Source organism: Paraburkholderia sp. 2C, from assembly GCF_054589215.1.
Map to the genome: position 1 here is coordinate 152,029 of NZ_BAAILL010000005.1, position 17,106 is coordinate 169,134.

Annotated in this window: 17 protein-coding genes; 7 read left to right on the plus strand and 10 right to left on the minus strand. The window is 65.4% G+C overall.

Going from position 1 to position 17,106, the window contains the following annotated elements; translation table 11 throughout:
• Window positions 1-600 (plus strand): sensor histidine kinase (locus tag ACYPXD_RS00875; protein WP_459706375.1); only part of this gene is annotated, 600 nt, incomplete at its 5' end.
• A gap of 31 nt (window positions 601-631) precedes the next feature.
• Here ACYPXD_RS00875 and ACYPXD_RS00880 read toward each other — a convergent pair.
• The 3 genes from ACYPXD_RS00880 to ACYPXD_RS00890 form a co-directional block, all read right to left on the minus strand.
• Window positions 632-1,252 carry a LysE family translocator gene (locus ACYPXD_RS00880; protein ID WP_459706377.1) on the minus strand — a complete coding sequence of 207 codons (621 nt, stop codon included), beginning with the start codon at window positions 1,250-1,252 and terminating at the stop codon, window positions 632-634.
• An 85-nt stretch (window positions 1,253-1,337) separates the two neighbouring features.
• Complete coding sequence (locus tag ACYPXD_RS00885; protein ID WP_459706379.1) at window positions 1,338-2,747, minus strand: NYN domain-containing protein; 1,410 nt, start codon at window positions 2,745-2,747, stop codon at window positions 1,338-1,340.
• Between the two features lie 247 nt (window positions 2,748-2,994).
• Window positions 2,995-3,582, minus strand: a complete 588-nt coding sequence (locus tag ACYPXD_RS00890; RefSeq protein ID WP_459706381.1) for an isochorismatase family protein — start codon at window positions 3,580-3,582, stop codon at window positions 2,995-2,997.
• Window positions 3,583-3,634: 52 nt separating this feature from the next.
• Between ACYPXD_RS00890 and ACYPXD_RS00895 the strand changes: the two genes are divergently transcribed.
• On the plus strand, window positions 3,635-4,243 hold the full coding sequence (locus ACYPXD_RS00895) for a TetR/AcrR family transcriptional regulator (protein ID WP_459706383.1): 609 nt from the start codon (window positions 3,635-3,637) through the stop codon (window positions 4,241-4,243).
• A gap of 49 nt (window positions 4,244-4,292) precedes the next feature.
• On the opposite strand, the gene clpP is transcribed toward ACYPXD_RS00895, so the two are convergent.
• Window positions 4,293-4,970, minus strand: coding sequence for an ATP-dependent Clp endopeptidase proteolytic subunit ClpP (gene clpP, locus ACYPXD_RS00900; RefSeq protein ID WP_459706385.1), 678 nt, complete (start codon window positions 4,968-4,970; stop codon window positions 4,293-4,295).
• A 256-nt stretch (window positions 4,971-5,226) separates the two neighbouring features.
• On the opposite strand from clpP, the gene ACYPXD_RS00905 reads away from it, so the two are divergent.
• Window positions 5,227-6,066 (plus strand): sigma-70 family RNA polymerase sigma factor, encoded by an 840-nt coding sequence (locus ACYPXD_RS00905; protein WP_459706387.1) that lies wholly within the window; start codon window positions 5,227-5,229, stop codon window positions 6,064-6,066.
• Here the strand turns inward: ACYPXD_RS00905 and ACYPXD_RS00910 are convergent.
• From ACYPXD_RS00910 to ACYPXD_RS00920, 3 genes are all read right to left on the minus strand, one after another.
• A complete protein-coding gene (locus ACYPXD_RS00910; RefSeq protein ID WP_459706389.1) occupies window positions 6,022-7,296 on the minus strand; it encodes an EAL domain-containing protein in 1,275 nt (424 codons plus the stop codon). The genes ACYPXD_RS00905 and ACYPXD_RS00910 overlap by 45 nt on opposite strands.
• A gap of 250 nt (window positions 7,297-7,546) precedes the next feature.
• The gene (gene mdtD / locus ACYPXD_RS00915; RefSeq protein WP_459706391.1) at window positions 7,547-8,995 is read right to left on the minus strand and encodes a multidrug transporter subunit MdtD; all 1,449 of its coding nucleotides are present in this window, start codon (window positions 8,993-8,995) and stop codon (window positions 7,547-7,549) included.
• Window positions 8,996-9,263: 268 nt separating this feature from the next.
• Complete coding sequence (locus ACYPXD_RS00920) at window positions 9,264-10,673, minus strand: aminotransferase-like domain-containing protein (RefSeq protein WP_459706393.1); 1,410 nt, start codon at window positions 10,671-10,673, stop codon at window positions 9,264-9,266.
• Between the two features lie 160 nt (window positions 10,674-10,833).
• Here ACYPXD_RS00920 and ACYPXD_RS00925 point away from each other — a divergent pair, with 160 nt between their 5' ends.
• Window positions 10,834-11,136, plus strand: coding sequence for a DUF2917 domain-containing protein (locus ACYPXD_RS00925; RefSeq protein WP_459706395.1), 303 nt, complete (start codon window positions 10,834-10,836; stop codon window positions 11,134-11,136).
• 155 nt (window positions 11,137-11,291) lie between these two features.
• On the opposite strand, the gene ACYPXD_RS00930 is transcribed toward ACYPXD_RS00925, so the two are convergent.
• Complete coding sequence (locus ACYPXD_RS00930; RefSeq protein WP_459706397.1) at window positions 11,292-12,584, minus strand: citrate/2-methylcitrate synthase; 1,293 nt, start codon at window positions 12,582-12,584, stop codon at window positions 11,292-11,294.
• Window positions 12,585-12,705: 121 nt separating this feature from the next.
• On the opposite strand from ACYPXD_RS00930, the gene ACYPXD_RS00935 reads away from it, so the two are divergent.
• Entirely contained in the window at window positions 12,706-14,175 is a 1,470-nt protein-coding gene (locus ACYPXD_RS00935; RefSeq protein WP_459706400.1) for a CoA transferase, read from the plus strand.
• A gap of 5 nt (window positions 14,176-14,180) precedes the next feature.
• Here ACYPXD_RS00935 and ACYPXD_RS00940 read toward each other — a convergent pair whose 3' ends face one another.
• On the minus strand, window positions 14,181-14,927 hold the full coding sequence (locus ACYPXD_RS00940) for a GntR family transcriptional regulator (protein ID WP_459706402.1): 747 nt from the start codon (window positions 14,925-14,927) through the stop codon (window positions 14,181-14,183).
• A gap of 144 nt (window positions 14,928-15,071) precedes the next feature.
• Here ACYPXD_RS00940 and ACYPXD_RS00945 point away from each other — a divergent pair, with 144 nt between their 5' ends.
• The gene (locus ACYPXD_RS00945; RefSeq protein WP_459706404.1) at window positions 15,072-15,917 is read left to right on the plus strand and encodes an aldo/keto reductase; all 846 of its coding nucleotides are present in this window, start codon (window positions 15,072-15,074) and stop codon (window positions 15,915-15,917) included.
• A 10-nt stretch (window positions 15,918-15,927) separates the two neighbouring features.
• Here ACYPXD_RS00945 and ACYPXD_RS00950 read toward each other — a convergent pair whose 3' ends face one another.
• On the minus strand, window positions 15,928-16,422 hold the full coding sequence (locus ACYPXD_RS00950; RefSeq protein WP_459706406.1) for a hypothetical protein: 495 nt from the start codon (window positions 16,420-16,422) through the stop codon (window positions 15,928-15,930).
• 343 nt (window positions 16,423-16,765) lie between these two features.
• On the opposite strand from ACYPXD_RS00950, the gene ACYPXD_RS00955 reads away from it, so the two are divergent.
• Window positions 16,766-17,106: hypothetical protein (locus ACYPXD_RS00955; protein WP_459706408.1), on the plus strand; the 341-nt coding region annotated here is incomplete at its 3' end.

The window sequence follows — 17,106 nt, forward strand, 5'->3', positions numbered from 1 at the left end:
GACGCGCAGCGTGCGACCGATGTGGTCCGGCAACTGCGCGCGCTGGCTCGCAAAGACGGCACCGCGCGCAAGTTCGACGACGTGAACCGCATCATTCAGGAAACCGTGCTGCTCGCGCAGCCTCAGCTATCGAGGAATCGCGTCGTGCTGAAGCTCGAGCTGTGTCGGGAACTGCCGCGTGTCGAAGTGCATGCGGTGCAGCTTCAGCAGGTGCTGATCAATCTGATGACGAACGGCAGCCAGTCGATGGACGGCGTCGACGGCGCGCGCGTGCTGACGGTGACCTCGTCGGCGCGCGCGGACGGCGGCGTGCGCGTGGTCGTGCGCGACGTCGGCACCGGCATTGCGGCGATCGATCAGGAGAAGCTCTTTTCGCCGTTCTTCACGACGAAGCAGGACGGCATGGGCATGGGACTGTCGATCTGCAAGACGATCATCGAAAGCCACGGCGGCACGATTACGGCTTGCAATAATGCGGGGCCCGGCGCGCAGGTGGTGGTGGACCTGCCGTGCGCCTGCCGGCCCGAACGGTACGTGGTTGCGAGCAGCCGGAGCGCGGAAGACGCGAACCTCGTGCGTCCGATGGGCGGCACGCCGTAAAGGGCCGCCGCGCACGACGGCTGCGGCATGCCTAGCGGTCGAGCGCGAGTTTTGCGCCGAGTGCGATCAGGATCGTGCCCATCGCACCGTCGACCATCTTTCGAATGCGGCCGTAGCCGTTTTGCACGCGCTGTATCGAGAAGACGATGGCCATTGCATTGAACCAGCCGAGCGAGACGAGGCTCACCACCGCAACCGTCGCGGCATGCACCCATGATGGCGCATGAGCCGGCAGCACCGTGACGAACAATCCGCCGAAAAATGCGGCCCCTTTCGGATTGGTGAGGCCAACCAGCAGGCCGCGCCGATACGCGTCGAATACGCTGGATGGAGACGCGGCGCTCGCTTCGAGCCGCCCCGCGGGCTGACCCAAACCGGCGAGCATCCTGATGCCGAGATAGATCAGATAAAGCGAGCCTGCAACGCGGACCGCGTTGTAGAGCCACGCGAGTTGCGCGAGGATCAGGCCGAGCCCGAAGATCGCGAGCGTCGCCCACAACGCATGCGATGTGGCGATGCCGCACGCGGCGAAGAGCCCGGCGCGGCGCCTCGCCAACGCCTGCGACGTGACGGCCATCAGGTCGGGCCCAGGGCTCGCGCACGCGAGCAGCATGACGCCGGCAACCAGCGCGAGTTGAGGGAGATAGCTCATTGCAACGATGCCTTCTTTCTAAATGATGTCTGTGCGGTTGAGATTACCCGGTTGAGCGTGGCTGATGAGTATGGAAGCGCAACGATCACTCCGCTCCCGTAGCCGTTGGCGCGGCTTTGCGCGGCCGCCGGCCGCGTGAGGTCGACTTGCGCGCGGTTTTGGCGGCGTTTCCGGTTTCCGTGGCCCCGGTTCCGGCAGCGGAAGCGGTGGCTTCGGGTTGCGATTCGCGTGGCTCCCGTGGTTCGTGTGCCTCGTGGTGCTCCGGCGTCTCCGCATGAAACGGCAACTCCGCATTGACGGGCCCGGTCGACTCGGCTGTCTGACCGCCTTCGGCCGTTCCCTTCTTCGCCTTCGCCGTTTTCTTCGCGGCCGGTTTGCGTTCGGTGCGTTTCCTGCCGCGCGTGCCGGCGTGTTCAGCCGGCGCTTGCCCCGACGCAGTCCGGCCACCTCGTTCGCGCCGCGCGCCCCGTTCGCCTCGTTCGCGAGGCTCCGTTTCCGCGTCCACGGATTCGGCCGCCGCCGCCAGCATCGTTTGCGGACCGTCGATGACCTCGCGCAGCACTTCCACCGCGGCTTGCGATTCGCTTTCGCCGCGGCTCGTGCGTTCGCCGGCGGATTCATCCGCGGTCTCGACCGCCGATTCCGCCACCGCCTCGCCCGCCGGCCCCGCCACTACATTGCGGTACACATAAGTGCCCGACTTCTCGTCGCGCCCAACTTCGAGCAGACCACGCGCCTGCGCTTCTTCGAGCAGATTGCCGAACGCGCGAAAGCCGTAATACGTTTCGTTGAAATCGGGCTTGCGCCGTTTGATCGCATTTTTGAGCACCGACGCCCAGATCTTGCCGCTGTCGCCGCGTTCGGTCGCAAGCGCATCGAAGGTCTGCACGGCGATTTCGATCGCCTTCGTCTTGCGCGTATCGAGATCTTCCTTGCGTTGCTTGTCGCCATCGGGCGCGCGCTTCGCGGACGGCTGCGGCGCGCGTGCCGCTTCGCGTTTGGCGGCCGCGCGCTGACTTTCGCGGACCAGATCGTCGTAGAAAATAAACTCGTCGCAGTTCGCGGTCAGCAGGTCGGACGTCGAACGCTGCACGCCGACGCCGATCACCTGTTTCGCGTTCTCGCGCAGTTTCGACACGAGCGGCGAGAAATCCGAATCGCCGCTGATAATCACAAAGGTGTTGACGTGCGATTTCGTGTAGCACAGGTCGAGCGCATCGACGACAAGGCGAATATCGGCCGAATTCTTGCCCGATTGCCGCACGTGCGGAATTTCGATCAGCTCGAAATTGGCTTCGTGCATCGTGGCCTTGAAGCCTTTGTAGCGCTCCCAGTCGCAATACGCCTTCTTGACGACGATGCTGCCTTTGAGCAGCAGACGCTCGAGCACGAGCTTGATATCGAATTTCTCGTACTTCGCATCGCGCACGCCGAGCGCGACGTTTTCGAAGTCGCAGAACAGCGCCATGCTGACGGTATCGAAAGATGACGCCATGTGGTTTTCTCCATTGGAATGCCTGCCCGCTTCGCAAAGCCGCGGTAAGAACAGAGGAAGTATTAGATCGCACGCGACACGGCAACGGCAAGCATTGATCGACAAAAAAGCCCTCACGATGAGGGCTTTTGTCCATTTATTTCAGTTGAAGCCGGTTTTCGCTCGCATCCTGACGAAGCGGTCGCAATCGGGCGGTGCCGGCGAGCCTGATCGCTCGACTCGCGGCGGCGGACGGGCGGCGCGACGTTCAGGGCCGCGGCGCGCCAACCGCCGCGATAAATTCGTCCGTCGAGCGCACGCGTCCCATGCGCGGGAAGATGCCTTGCACCGCGAAACGATGCGCGTCCGCGCTGAACGTGCTCATCGCATCTTCGACAAAGACGAGTTCGTAGCCTTGATCGAATGCCGCGCGCGCAGTCGATTCGACGCCGAAGTTGGTGGCGATGCCGGTTAGCGCGAGGGTGCGGATGCCGCGGCGCTGCAGTCGCTGTTCGAGTTCCGTGCCGTAGAACGCGCCCCATTGGCGCTTGGTCACGACAAAGTCGCCCGGTTGCACGCCCGCTTCGGGCACGAGTTCAGACGCGGCCGGTGGCGGCGCCGGCGAGCCCGGCGCACGCAACGGCGCGTCCGCCGGCAGCGACAGCAGCTCGGCGATGTCCACCCGCACATACACGACGGTGCCGCCTGCCGCGCGCAGCGCCTGCGCCGCGCGTACCGAATTCCGCACGACCTGGTCGCTGGAATAAGGCTCGAGCTGCCGCGCGACGTTGCTGTGCTGCAAGTCGATCAGCACGAGCGCGGTGGCTTTCGGATCGATAGAAAGAGCTTGCGTCATGGTTCACCTTTATGTGAGGATGGCCTCACATATAATACACACGAACATGAGCATGGCCTCAGATACGAACAGAACCGCGCGGCGGGTGCCGCAGCAGGAGCGTGCGGCACGGCGCGTCGAGGCGTTTCTCGATGCAGCCGCCGAAACCATCGCGGAACGCGGCTTCGAAGCGGCCACGATGACCGAGATCGCCGAGCGTGCCGGCGCGTCGATCGGCTCGGTTTACCAGTACTTTCCGAACAAGGACGCGCTGGTATTTGCGCTGCGTACGCGTTACGGCGATACGATGGACGCGCAATGGTCGGCGCTCACCGCGAGCGCGGAAGGACTCGCGGTGGCCGATCTCGTCGAGCGTCTGTTCGCGCTGCTCGTCGCGTTCATGAATACGCATCCGGCGTACCTGCCGCTTCTTTCCGTATCGCTGAACTTCAAGCGCGACGCAGCGGCGCGCAACCGTCTGCGCAAGCGCTTTGCCCAACTGTTCCAGCGCTACCAGCCGGCCTTGCCGGGCGACGACGCGTTCCGTATCGCCGAGGTGACGTTGCAGGTCGTCAAAAGCATGAACCCGCTCTATATCGCCGCGAAACCGAAGGAACGCGCCGCGCTGATCGGTGAATACAAGGCGGTGCTGACCTCGTATCTGAGCGAACGTCTTGCGTGAACGCGAACGACCCCGCGCGGCAGTTGCACGGTATGCCGCGCGGCAGCGCTTATAGCGCGTCTGCGCTCGCGCTCGCGCCCGCATCGCGCGCGAGTGCCGCGCGGGTTTCGAGCACATCGTCGATCAGCCCATACGTTTTCGCGGCGTCGGCCGACATGAAGTTATCGCGATCGGTGTCCGTTTCGATCTGCGCGACGGTTTGGTCCGTGCGTTCGGCAAGCAAGGCGTTGAGCCGCCCACGCAGGTAGATCACTTCCTTCGCCTGAATCTCGACATCGGCGGCCGTGCCCTGGCTGCCGCCCGACGGCTGGTGGATCATGATCCGCGCGTTCGGCAGCGCATAGCGTTTGCCTTTTGTGCCGGCTGCCAGTAAAAACGTGCCCATGCTTGCCGCAAAGCCGGTGCATAGCGTCGACACATCGGGCTTGATGAACTGCATCGTGTCGTAGACCGCAAGGCCGTCATAAACGGAGCCGCCTGGCGAATTGATGTAGAACGCAATATCCTTATCCGGGTTCTCCGATTCGAGAAACAGCAGCTGCGCGACGATCAGGCTTGCCGACTGTTCGTTGACCGGGCCGACCAGAAACACGATGCGCTCGCGCAGCAGCCGTGAGTAAATGTCGTAGGCACGCTCGCCGCGGCCCGATTGCTCGATGACGGTCGGCACGAGGTTGAGGCCGGAGGCGGAAGCCGAAGCCGGCAGGGTGGGATAGCGCATGCGCATGAAGTCCTCGCTGGGTCCAAAGAAACATGAGTCGACGTGTAAAGGCCGCGCACGCGTTGCGCGCGGATCCTGTCAGCAAAGACGCACCGGTGCGAGTGGACGTGACGGAGAATATTTTTCTGAGCAGCTGTCACGCGGCGGCGAGGCCGTGCGTCTACAGGTAGCGGGGCGCGGTGCAAAGAGTCCCGGAAACGATCGAGGAGCATGACGAATGGATGATGACGCGCAACGCGCGGAGGTAGGCGCGAGGGACGGAATGAGTCATTTCAGCGGGGCAGATGACGCGAGCGTGGGTGGCACTGCGCCCGTCGCCGACGCAATGTTCGAAGCACTACGCCGCAAACTCGTCGCGCACGCGCAGCGCATGCTCGGCAACCGCGCTGAAGCCGAAGACGTCGTGCAGGACGCATGGCTTAAGTGGCACGCCGCATCGGCGGCCGACGTCCGCTCGCCTGACGCATGGCTCACAACGGTCACCACGCGCCTCGCGATCGACCGCCTGCGCCGCTTGCGGATCGAGCGCCTATCGCACGCCTCCGGAAAGCTGCCGCACGCGTGGCTTGCCGACGCGCTCGCTCCGGCCGCCGACGAACCCGCGTTGCACGCATCGGACATGTCATACGGCGTCATGCTGCTGCTCGAGCGCCTGAAGCCCGACGAGCGCGCGGCATTCGTGCTGCATGAAGCGCTCGACTGCGACTACGCGGAAATCGCGAAGATTCTCGCGAAGACGCCGGTTCATTGCCGGCAGATCGTGCATCGTGCGAAAGAGCGGTTGCGGCGCGCGGGCGCGCCGTCGAAAGCGGCGGACCCGGCCGAGCATGCGCGCCTCGTCGACCGCTTGCGTGCGGCAATCGACGCGCAGGATCGCGTCGGACTCGTGCGCCTGTTCAGCGTCAGCGTGCAGATCGAGGAACACGGAGGGCGCGGCGCAGGCCCGTCGGCACAGGCGACTTCCGCATCGGCGAGTTCGATGTATAACGCGGGGGCCGCGCAGGCGTTCAGCCTGTCCGCTGTCCGCCGCCTGCTGCGGCGAATCGCGGATCAACCGTTATGGACGCGGTGCGGCGCCGTCCCAGTTGATATCGACGCATAGCACCTGCATGCCGCGTGCGGTCTGCGAGGCGATCGACGCGGTCACGCACAGGTGCGCTTCGTTGATCGACAGATAAGGCGGGGTGAGCTGCACTTGCCCCGGTGCGCGCACCGCCTCGATGAAATAGGGGCGCCGTTCCCAGCTTGCGCCCTCCGAATGCAGCAGCGGACGGAAGCGTTTCGCGCGCTGCGAAGTGCGCCCGTGGGGCAGCACGTTGTCGCCGATCTGCCGGCCCGAGCCATCGAGCAAAAAGCAGCGCGCGGTTTCGCGCAGCGCGAGCAGGGGCGCGGCGGCCGTCGCCATCGTCGCGCCGTCGGCGAGTTGCGTGCTCGCCTGTTCGAGCGCCGCGATGAACGGCGCAAGCCGCTCGGCCTGGGCCTGGGCGCGCGATGCGACGCGTTTACGTAGCGCCGCGGAAAGATCGTCCATCAGATTCACCGCTGCTTGCGGCTTGACCGGCTCGACGCTCGGCGACGCGAAGAATCCGCCCTGCACGAAATCGACATTGCATTCGAGCGCGATCAGCGCGTCGTTTTCGGTGGTCAGGTTGCCCATCAGCACGAGCTGCCCCGATTCGTGCAGCAACGATACGATGCCCGGCAACACGCGCTCGATATGCGAATGCTCGGTGGCCTGCGCGAGAATGCCGCGGTCGAGCGTGACGATATCGGGCCGCAACGTCCAGACGCGGTCGATGTTCGAATGCTTCGCGCCGAAGCCGTCGAGCGCAATCAGAAAGCCCGACTTGCGCAGCGCGTCGATGATTTCCGCAAAGCGCGTGGTCTCGCCGCCCGCCTGCTCGCTGACTTCGAGCACGACGCGCTGCGGCGGCAACCCCAGCGACTTGAGCCCGGCCAGCAGCGCGTCGCCATAGCTCATGTCCATCAGCGCGGCCGGATGCAGGCTGAGGAAAAGCCACTCGTCGTGGCTATCGAATGCGTTGAAATTGCCGAGGTGCAAGGATTCGGCAAGCCGCCCGAGTTCGAGCAGATCGCCGCGTCGCGCCGCTTGTGTGAACACTTCGTGCGACGGCACCTGCATCGCGTTTTCGTCGTGTACGCGCAGCGACGCGTGATAGCCGATCGCGCGACGGTGCGACACCGAAAACACCGGTTGAAACACGCTGAACACGGTATAGCCGCCGTAGCGGACCGTGCGGCGGGAACCCTCTTCCCCCGCGACAGGGCGCGGCGGCTGAAAACCGGGAGGGTCGAGTTCGACCATGCTCATCGTGTCGATCATTTGCAGGGTGCGCACGTTGCGCGAAGTCTTCAGTTTACAGGATCGGCCAGCAAGAAACATGCGAGCAGACAATCTGCCGCGTCGTCTGACGGATGGCTTTCCCGCAAGGGTCGGCGCCGCTTCGTCGCTTAGGGCACGCGCGGCAAGCGTGGGTTGCCAGCACATCGATGGTGCAACGGAGCGCGTCACGCCCCGTTGCGGTTCGTATCGAAGCGGCGCCTGAACGCATGGCGTGAAATCAGGTTCGCTCCGAAGGATCGGTCTTCGCCGCAGGCCGACGGATATCCTGAGCGAGCTGCGCAAAAATCCACGACGTGCCGGCGGTGATGATGCCGACGCAAATAAATGTCGCGTGAAAGGCGGGCAGCGTGTTCGCTTCGGTGACGCGCGGAATGATGCCGGTGAAGGTGGTCAGCATTGCGCCGGCGACGGTGACGCCAAGACTCATCGACAGCATCTGCACGAGCGAAAAGAGACTGTTGCCGCTGCTTGCGCCGCCGGTGCCGAGGTCTTTGAGCGTCAGTGTATTCATTGCGGTGAACTGCATCGAGTTCACGCCGCCGAAGAACGCAAGCTGCACGAGCCGCAGCCACAGCGGCTGGTTCGGCCCCATCAGCGCGAAGCTCGCCATCGCGAGGCCGACGAGCACGGTGTTCGTCACCAGCACGCGCCGGTAGCCGTACCGGAAGATCAGGCGCGTGACGAGACGCTTCGAGGTCATGCCCGCCGCGGCCACCGGCAACATCATCAGGCCTGCTTCGAATGCGCTATAGCCGAGGCTCACCTGCAGCAGCAGCGGCAGCAGATACGGCATCGCGCCGCTGCCGATCCGCGCAAACAGGTTGCCGAGAATGCCGACGCTGAAGGTATGGATCTTGAAGAGGTCGAGCGAAAAGATCGGCTGCGGCACGCGCACCGCATGCAGCCCGTATGCGGTGAAAAAGCCGAGACTCAGAATGAGCAGCACGAGCACGGTTGCGTGCTCGAAGCCGAACTCGCTGCGGCCGTCGAGCGCCATCGAAATCGCGATCATCGCGACGATAAGCAGCAGGTAGCCCTTCAGATCGAACCTGGCGGTGTCCGGATTGCGCGCGTCGGGCATAAAGATAAACGTGGCGATCACGCCGATCACACCGACCGGGACGTTGATCAGAAAGATCCAGTGCCACGAGGCGATCTTCACGAGCCAGCCGCCGAGCGTCGGCCCGATCAGCGGACCGATCAGGCCCGGTATCGCGACGAACGACAGCGCGGGCAGATAGCGTTCGGCCGGAAACACACGCAACACCGCGAGACGTCCGACCGGCAGCAACATGGCGCCGCCGGCGCCCTGCAAAATGCGCCACAGCACGAGCTGCGGCAGCGTATGCGCGCTCGCGCACAACAGCGAGCCGACCGAGAACACGAAGATCGCGCTCATGAAGACGCGCCGCGTGCCGAGTTTGTCGGCGAGCCAACCGGAGACGGGGATCATCACCGCCATCGTCAGCGAATACGCGATAACGACCGATTGCAGATGCAGCGGCAACTCGCCGAGGCTCGTCGCCATCGCGGGCAGCGCGGTGTTGACGATCGTCGAATCGAGCGTCTGCATGAAGAAGCCGGTCGCGACGATCCACAGCATGACCGTGAGCGAACGGGCGGAGGGCTTGACGGGAGGTGTCTCGGAAGTTGTCGTTTGTGCCATGAGTGCGAGGCGAGCCGGATGAACCGGTCGGGCGATATTTTAAGCAAAAACTGTATCAGTGGGCAGCAGTTGTGCGTATGACATGCAGTGAAGGCAAACGGCGGGCCCGTGAAGGATACCGATGCATGTTGCATCTGCCTCGTGCGATGCGAGCGCGCGGTTCTATCGCGTTCTATCGGGTGGAACGTGCTCTCTTGCGAGCCGGCGCCGTGCTCGCCCAGGTCGCGAGCAGGTTGAACGTGTCGCCAAAGCGCCGGCCTCCGGTCGTTTACAGCTTTGCCGCCGCCTCGAAAAACGCCAGCGCGCGCGGATCCTGCGTGTACGCGGCGTTGATGCGGATCCACGGGCAGGTTTCCGCATTCGGACGGAAGTAGTGTCCTGGCGCGACCGTCACGCCGAGCGGCGCGCCGCATTCGGCCAGCACGCGCGAATCGTCGATATGCGGCACGCGCGCCCAGATCAGATTGCCGCCGAGCGGCTTTTCGAACACCTCCCAGCCGACGGCCTCGAGCATCTGCACGGTCGCGCCGAGCGCTTCGCCCATGCGCCGGCGCAGTCGTTCGATGTGCTTGCGGTACATGCCGCGCTCGAGCATCGCCACGGCCACGGCCTCCGCGAAACGCGAGCCACCTACGCTCGTCAGCATCTTGATGTCGGCAAGATCCTTGATGATGGCGTGGCGCGCGATCGTATAACCGATTCGCAACGACGACGACAAGGTCTTCGATAACCCGCCGATATAGATCACATGCTCGAACTGATCGAGCGTCGCGAGGCGATCGGTTGCCTCGTTTTGAAAGTCGGCGAAGATGTCGTCTTCGATGATCGTGAAGTCGTACTCGCGCGCGAGTTTCAGCAAGCGAAACGCGACGTGCGGCGCGATTGTCGTGCCGGTCGGGTTGTGGAACACGCTGTTGACGAAGAAGAGTTTCGGCCGGTGCAGCGCCAGTTGCGCCTGCAGCGCGTCGAGATCCGGGCCGTTGCGCGTGCGCGGGATGCCCACGAGCTTTACGCCGTGAAGCTTCAGCAGCCCGAACAGATTGTAGTAACCAGGGTCTTCGACGAACATCGTGTCGCCCGCTTTGAGCATGTAGCGCATCAGCAGATCGAGCGCCTGGCTCGCGCCCTGTGTCACGAGAATCTGCGATGCGTCGACTTCCATGCCGAGCTGCGCCGAGCGGCTGCGCAAGTGCTCGCGCAGCACCGGATTGCCGAGCGGCGTCGCATAGTCGACGAGGCTCGCGGCGTCGGTGCGCGACACGTGGCGGACCGCCTGCGCGAGACTGTCCATATCGCGCCACGCCTCGGGAATAAAGCCGCTGCCGAGCTTCAGCGTGCCGCCCGGATGGTTCATCTGCTGCAGCAGATGGAGCGATTCTTCTTCGGCGCGCCGCGGGTCCGACGTGCCCTGGCAGCTATCGACGCCCGCGCGTGCGCGCTGTGCGACATAAAAACCGGAGCCGTGCCGCGAATCCAGATAGCCGAGCGACACGAGCCGGTCGTAGGCCTCGATCACCGGGAAGCGGCTGATCGCATGATCGGCCGCGAACTGGCGGATCGACGGCAGCTTCGTACCCGCGTGGGCGGTGCGCGAACCGATCCATTGCGTGACGCCATTGACGATCTGTTCCGTGAGCGGCACGCCGCTTTCGCGATTGAGTTCGATATCGAGCTTCATGCGCCTCCCTTGAACAAGCACCGGCCTGCGCCCGCACTGCACAAAGTGTCCGTTTTTTTAACTGCACAGTTCCGTTGAAAGTGTTCGGTACTGTGCATGTGATTGGCAACATCGTACGTCAATAATTGACATACCGAAATGCCTTGCAAGGAGCACTGCGATGCGCGAAATCCGAACTTTCGAACTCGAACACGGCGAGCCGGCGGCCGCGTGGCGTGTCGCGCAGCCGCTCATGCTCAAGGTCACGGCCGGCGAGGTGTGGCTGACCATGGAAGGCGACCTCATGGATTACTGGCTCGCGCGCGGCGAGACATTCAGGCTGCCGCGCGGCGCGACTGCGTGGCTCAGCGCCGGCGCTCAGGGCGCGCGTGTCGTGCTGTCGGGCAACCGGCGTTTCACCGGCTGGCCTTTGACGCGCACGTCGGCGTGGAGCTGGTTGCCGCGCTGGTTGATGCCGGCTTAGTTGTCCGGTTTGTTGCCGGCCCAGGTTGCCGCCTTAGGTTGCCGCCTTAGGTTGCCGGCCTGGTTGCCAGCCTGGTTGCCAGCTTGGTGCCGGACCGGGTTGCGCGATCAGGTTGCCGCTTCAGGTCGCGTGATCGATGCGCCGGGTGACGCCGATCAGTGATTTCCTTCGTATGCACCGATATAGCGGGCGCGCGGGCGAATGAGTCTGCCGTCCGCTGTCTGTTCGATCGCGTGCGCGATCCAGCCCGCCACGCGTCCCACCGCAAACAGAGTGAACGCCGCGCCTGACGGCAACGCGAGCACGCGTTCGATTGCCGCCAATGCGTAGTCGACGGTTGGCTGCACGCCGGCCGTTTCGCGCATGGCCGCGGCGAGCCGTTGCACCTCAATCAGCGGCGAACGCGCGGGCGCGCAGTCGGCGAGCATCTCGAGCAGCAGCTTCGCGCGCGGGTCGCCTTCCGGATACAGCGGATGACCGAAACCCGGCAGCGGCGCGCGCGGCGCCTGCGTTTCCAGCGACCCGGCGCCGCGCCCGTCGCTATGTTCTTCGCGGGCGAGACGCGTGGCGAGGAAGCGATCGAGATCGGCCGCGCGCGATGCGTCGTCGAACAGCGCCGCGACGCGCGCGGTTTCGCCGCCATGCCGCGGCCCCGAGAGCGCGGCAAGACCGCCTGCGATCGCGCCGAACAGATGGGTGCCGGTCGACGTGATGCAGCGCACCGTAAAGGTCGACGCATTCAATTCATGGTCGGCGCACGCGACGAGCGCCGCGCGCAGCAGGTTGATCTGCGACCGGCCGCGCACACGCCATGCGGCTGCGAGTTGCCGGTGCAGCGGATCGTTCGACGGCGCGGCCGAGGTCATCGCGGCCGCGACGAGACGCAGCAGCACGCACGCGGCATCGAGTTGCGCATCGCGTCCGAGTGCCCAGACGCGCGGCATTTGCGCCGCGGCGGCCGGCAGCAGCACGAGCGCGCGGTCGAGCGGCGTGCTGTCGCCCCACAATTTCAGCCATGCGGACCATTGCGCGGCCGCGATCGGCGCCGCCGGCGCCTGCGCGATGCGCCGCTCGCTGCACTCCCACAGCAACGCGGCGGTGTCTTCGAGCGAGGCCGTGCGCGCCAGTTCGATCGCATCGTGACCGCGATAGAAGAGCCGGCCGTCGGCGATCAGCGTGATCGCCGATTCGAGCACGGGCACGCCCCAGTCGAGCACCTTTTGCGCGACCTTGCCTGCGCGTTTGCCGTCGGCTTTACGGCGCGCGAGACGCCGCACTTCGTCGGCGTCATACAGACGCCGCTTCGAATCGGCATCGGGCGACGAGCGCAGCATGCCGCGGCTGACATATGCGTAGAGCGTCGGCAAGCTGATGCCGAGGGCTCGCGCGGCTTCGTCGGCGGACAGATAACGACCAGGGGAAGCGCTTGCGGGACGGGTAGCGGACATAAGAGTCGGCAAAAACCGGATAAATCGATATACGTTGATTCTAACAATCAAGATTGATCGATGCGCGGCCGGATTTTAGACTGATCTCATTCCCACCGTCGGCGCGACGCCACTTCCCACCATGACGCCTCTCATTGCACTGGACCATCTATGGAGCGTGGCCGGCTGCGACGCCGCGGCACTCGACGCGGTATCGATTACCGGCAATGATCCCGCGCTGCCGTCGGTGTTCCGCGTCGGCACGCTCGCGGCCGCGACGATTGCGGCCACGGGGTTGGCCGCGGCGGAGTGCTATCGGCTGCGAGGTGGATTGCAAAGCGGGTTGCAAAGCGGGGCGCATGGCGCGCAGCGGCAACGTGTCCAGGTCGACGTGCGGCGCGCACTGACCGCGTTTCGCAGCGAACGGTATTTGCGCGTGAACGATGGGCTGCCGCCTGAAATGCGCAGTCCGATCTTCGGCTTCTTCGAGACGCGCGACGGCCGTTGGGTGCAGTTGCACACGAACTTCCCGCATCACCTCGAAGGTGTGCTGAAAATCCTCGGCTGCGCGAACGAACGGTCTTCTGTCGCGCAGGCGATTCGCCACTGGGACGGCGCCACGCTCGACGAGACGCTCGCCGAGGCGGCCTTACCCGCCGCGTTGATCCGCACGCCGCGAGAATGGGCGGCGCTCGAGCAGGCGAAGGCGATCGCGAATCTGCCGCTGTTCGAAATCGAGCGGATCGGCGACGCGCCGCCGCAGCCGATTGCGTCGTCAGGCCGTGCCGGCGCCGGCGAACTGGCCGAGCCGGATCAACCCGCCGACCGGCCGCTTTCCGGTGTGCGTGTGCTCGATCTGTCGCGCATCATCGCGGGGCCGGTCGCGGGCCGCGCGCTTGCGTCGCATGGCGCACAGGTGCTGCTCGTCAACGGACCGCATCTGCCGAATATCGCGCCGCTCGTCATCGACACGGGGCGCGGCAAGCGTTCGGCAACGCTCGATCTGCGCGACGCGGCGGGCCGCGCGCAGCTCGAAGCGCTCACGCGCGATGCCGATGTGTTCCTGCAGGCGTACCGGCCGGGCGCGCTTGCCGCGCACGGCTTCGGTCCGGAGGCGCTCGCGCGGTTGAGGCCCGGCATCGTCTGCGTGTCGATCTGCGCGTATGGGCACACGGGGCCGTGGGCGGCGCGGCGTGGCTTCGATAGCCTCGTGCAGTCGGCAAGCGGTATCGCGCACACGGAGGCGCGCGCGGCCGGCGTCGATGGTCCGAAGCATCTGCCGTGTCAGGCGCTCGATCACGGCACCGGCTATCTCGCCGCGTTCGGCGCAATGGTGGCGCTGGCGCGCCGTGCGACCGAGGGCGGCAGCTGGCACGTCCGGCTGTCGCTTGCGCAAACGGGCCGCTGGTTGCAGGCGCTGGGGCAGATCGAGGACGGCTGGCGCGCGCCCGAGATCAGGTTCGACGACGTGAAGGATTCGCTCGAAGCGGTCGATTCGCCGTTCGGGCGCGTGCTCGGCACGTCGCCGGCCGAACAGCTTTCGGAGACACCGGCGCGTTACGGCCGGCCGCCGGTGCCGATCGGCACCGACGAGGCGCGCTGGGCACGCTAGCGCCGCTATTTCCGCAATTCCGCCACGAAGTCGTAGTAGTCGTTGCGGCAATACGTATCGGTCAGTTCAATCGCGCGCTGGTCCGCTGTATAGCCGACGCGCGTGATCAGCAGCAACGCTTCGTTCTGCGCAATGCTCATCTGCTGCGCAATTTCGTCGCTCGCATTGACTGCGCGAAAGTGTTGCAGCGCGCGCACGATCGACAGGCCGCGCTGCTCGAGATACGAATACAGCGAATCGCCGATCGCATGCGGATCGGGAATCACCGAAGCGGGAAAGGTCGAATTCTCGACGGCCATGACGATGCCGTCCGCGAGCCGCAGGCGGCGCAAGCGCGTCACGGCGGCCGCCGGCGATAGCCCGAGGCGGATCACTTCATCGCGATTGGCGGGCACGATCTCGCGCGAAAGCCACTGCGAACTCGGCGTGAAGCCGCGCCGGCGCAGCATCTCGCTGAAACTTGACAGCCGCGACAACGGATCTTCATAGCGCGGCGTAATAAAGCTGCCCGCACCTTGCGTGCGGCGGATCAAGCCCTGTTCGACGAGCAGCGCGATCGCCTTGCGCGCGGTGATGCGCGACACGCCGAGCGCATCGGACAGCACGCGCTCCGAGGGCAAGGCTTCTCCTGGATTCCAGCGATTGTCATGAATGGCATGGCCGAGCTTGCGGGCGAGTTGCAAGTAAAGCGGCGTATCGTTTTCCGGGTCCGGGCGCAAATCGCGCCAGCGGTCTTCCGTGGTTGAGTTCATGACTTGTGCGCAAGAAGGGCAAGCGGCAATTCTATGATATTGGCGCGCGCCGTTATAGCGGGCTTTTGCCTGGTCTGCCGATGCGTTGTCCGCCAAAACGCTACACTCGGAACAGCGCAACGCAACCCGTTCATGGAGAAACCAATGACGACCGACATCGCCACCGTGACGCTGCCCGACGGCGAGCGTATTCCAAAGCTGGGGCAGGGCACGTGGGAGATGGGCGAACGCACGTCGCAGCGTGCGGCGGAAATTGCCGCGCTGCGCGAAGGCATCGAACTCGGCATGACGCTGATCGACACCGCGGAGATGTACGGCGAAGGCTCGACCGAGACGCTCCTCGGCGAGGCGCTGACGGGCGTTCGCGACGACGTGTTTCTCGTCAGCAAGGTGTATCCGCATAATGCGAGCCGGCGCGGCGTGCAGGCGGCGTGCGAGCGCTCGCTCAAGCGCCTCAGGACCGACCGGCTCGATTTGTACCTGCTGCACTGGCGCGGCTCGGAGCCGCTCGAAGAGACGGTCGCGGGCTTCGAAGCGTTGCGCCAGGCCGGCAAGATCCGGCACTGGGGCGTGAGCAACTTCGACGCCGGCGATATGGATGAACTGGCCGCCGTTCCTCACGGCGATGCCTGCGCGACCGACCAGATCCTGTACAACGTGGCGCGGCGCGGGCCGGAATTCGATCTGCTGCCCTGGCTCAGGGCGCGCAATATTCCGGCGATGGCTTATAGCCCGGTCGATCACGCGCGGTTGCCGAAGCGCTCGCCGCTCAACGATATCGCGGCCGCGCACGGCGTATCGGTGTTTCAGATCGCGCTTGCGTGGGTGCTGCAGCAGCCCGATGTGTTTGCGATTCCAAAGGCGGGACGGGTCGAGCATGTGCGCGATAACCGGCGTGCGGCGGATATCGCGCTGAGCGCCGACGATTGCGCGGCGCTCGATGCGCACTTTCGTCCGCCGTTGCGCAAGCAGCCGCTCGAAATGTTGTGAGCGTGGCCAATCAGTTGCATGGATGATGCATGTGCACGGAGCCGAGCAGCGCGACTTCGGCGGGCGTGTCCTTCAGCGACGCGGTATCGACCCGGCTCGTATCGGCAACGTAGTCGTCGATGATCGACGATAGCTTGACGTCCCGCAGGCACAACGACACACGTTGTGTTTCACCCGCGTTCAGTTGCGCGTGCTGAGCGAGAAACTGCACGCCGTATTGATAGCCGTGAATGATGCCGCGAACGGCGCCGAGGCACTGACCCTGCGCCACGCCGTCGCTCCTACGTTTGCATAACTGCTCGAGCGTATAGGCGGAGAACGTCGGATCGGCAGTTGGCATCGGATGCGACTGGGCCGGTTGCAGTCTCGCTTGCACGATCGGGCGAGACGGTACGCCGGGGATGTTTTCATCGGCTTGCGCAAGCGCTGTAGAAAAGACGCACATCGTGGCGCATAGCACGCTGCAGGCGATGCGCGCGGCAGCGCGGCGTGAAGGTGGTTGCATGGCGAGCGCTCATCGAACGGGGACTTAGGTCTGAGACGCTCGAAGCGCATTGGTTCCGATGCCGCACATGGGCGGCATTCGACGCGCAAACGTGTCGATGACCGCCGCCGCGGTCTGGGCGGTGACGTTCGACCGGGGGGATCGAAGCGTCACCGCCGCCGCTTGCCGGCATTGGCTGCCGCCGGGCTGCGCCCCTTGTCAGCGGATCACGCGATCGGTCGCGTGTCACGGCTGGGGAACGATGCGAGCGCATCGTTCGACGGGCCTAGTGCCCGCCACCGTGACCGCCACCGCCGTTGCCGCCGCCCGAGCCGCCGCCCGAGCCGCCGCCGTAGCCACCGCCATGGCCACCACCGAAGCCGCCGCCATGGCCACCACCGGGGCCACCACCGGGGCCGCTTCCGCCGAAGCCGCCGCCACCGAAGCCGCCGCCACCGAAGCCGCCGTGGCCCCCGCCGGAGCTGCTTCCGCCGAAGCCACCGCCACCGAAGCCGCCACCGTGACCGTTGCCATGGCCACCGCCCGGACCACCAGCGCCCGCGTTGCCGCCACCACAACCATCACCGCCGCCAGCGTTACCACCACCGTGGCCGCCGTGACCGCCGCCGTCACCGCCACCGCCATGCCCGCCGTGACCGCCGCCACCTTCACCGCCACCGCCGTGGCCGCCACCGCCACCACCGC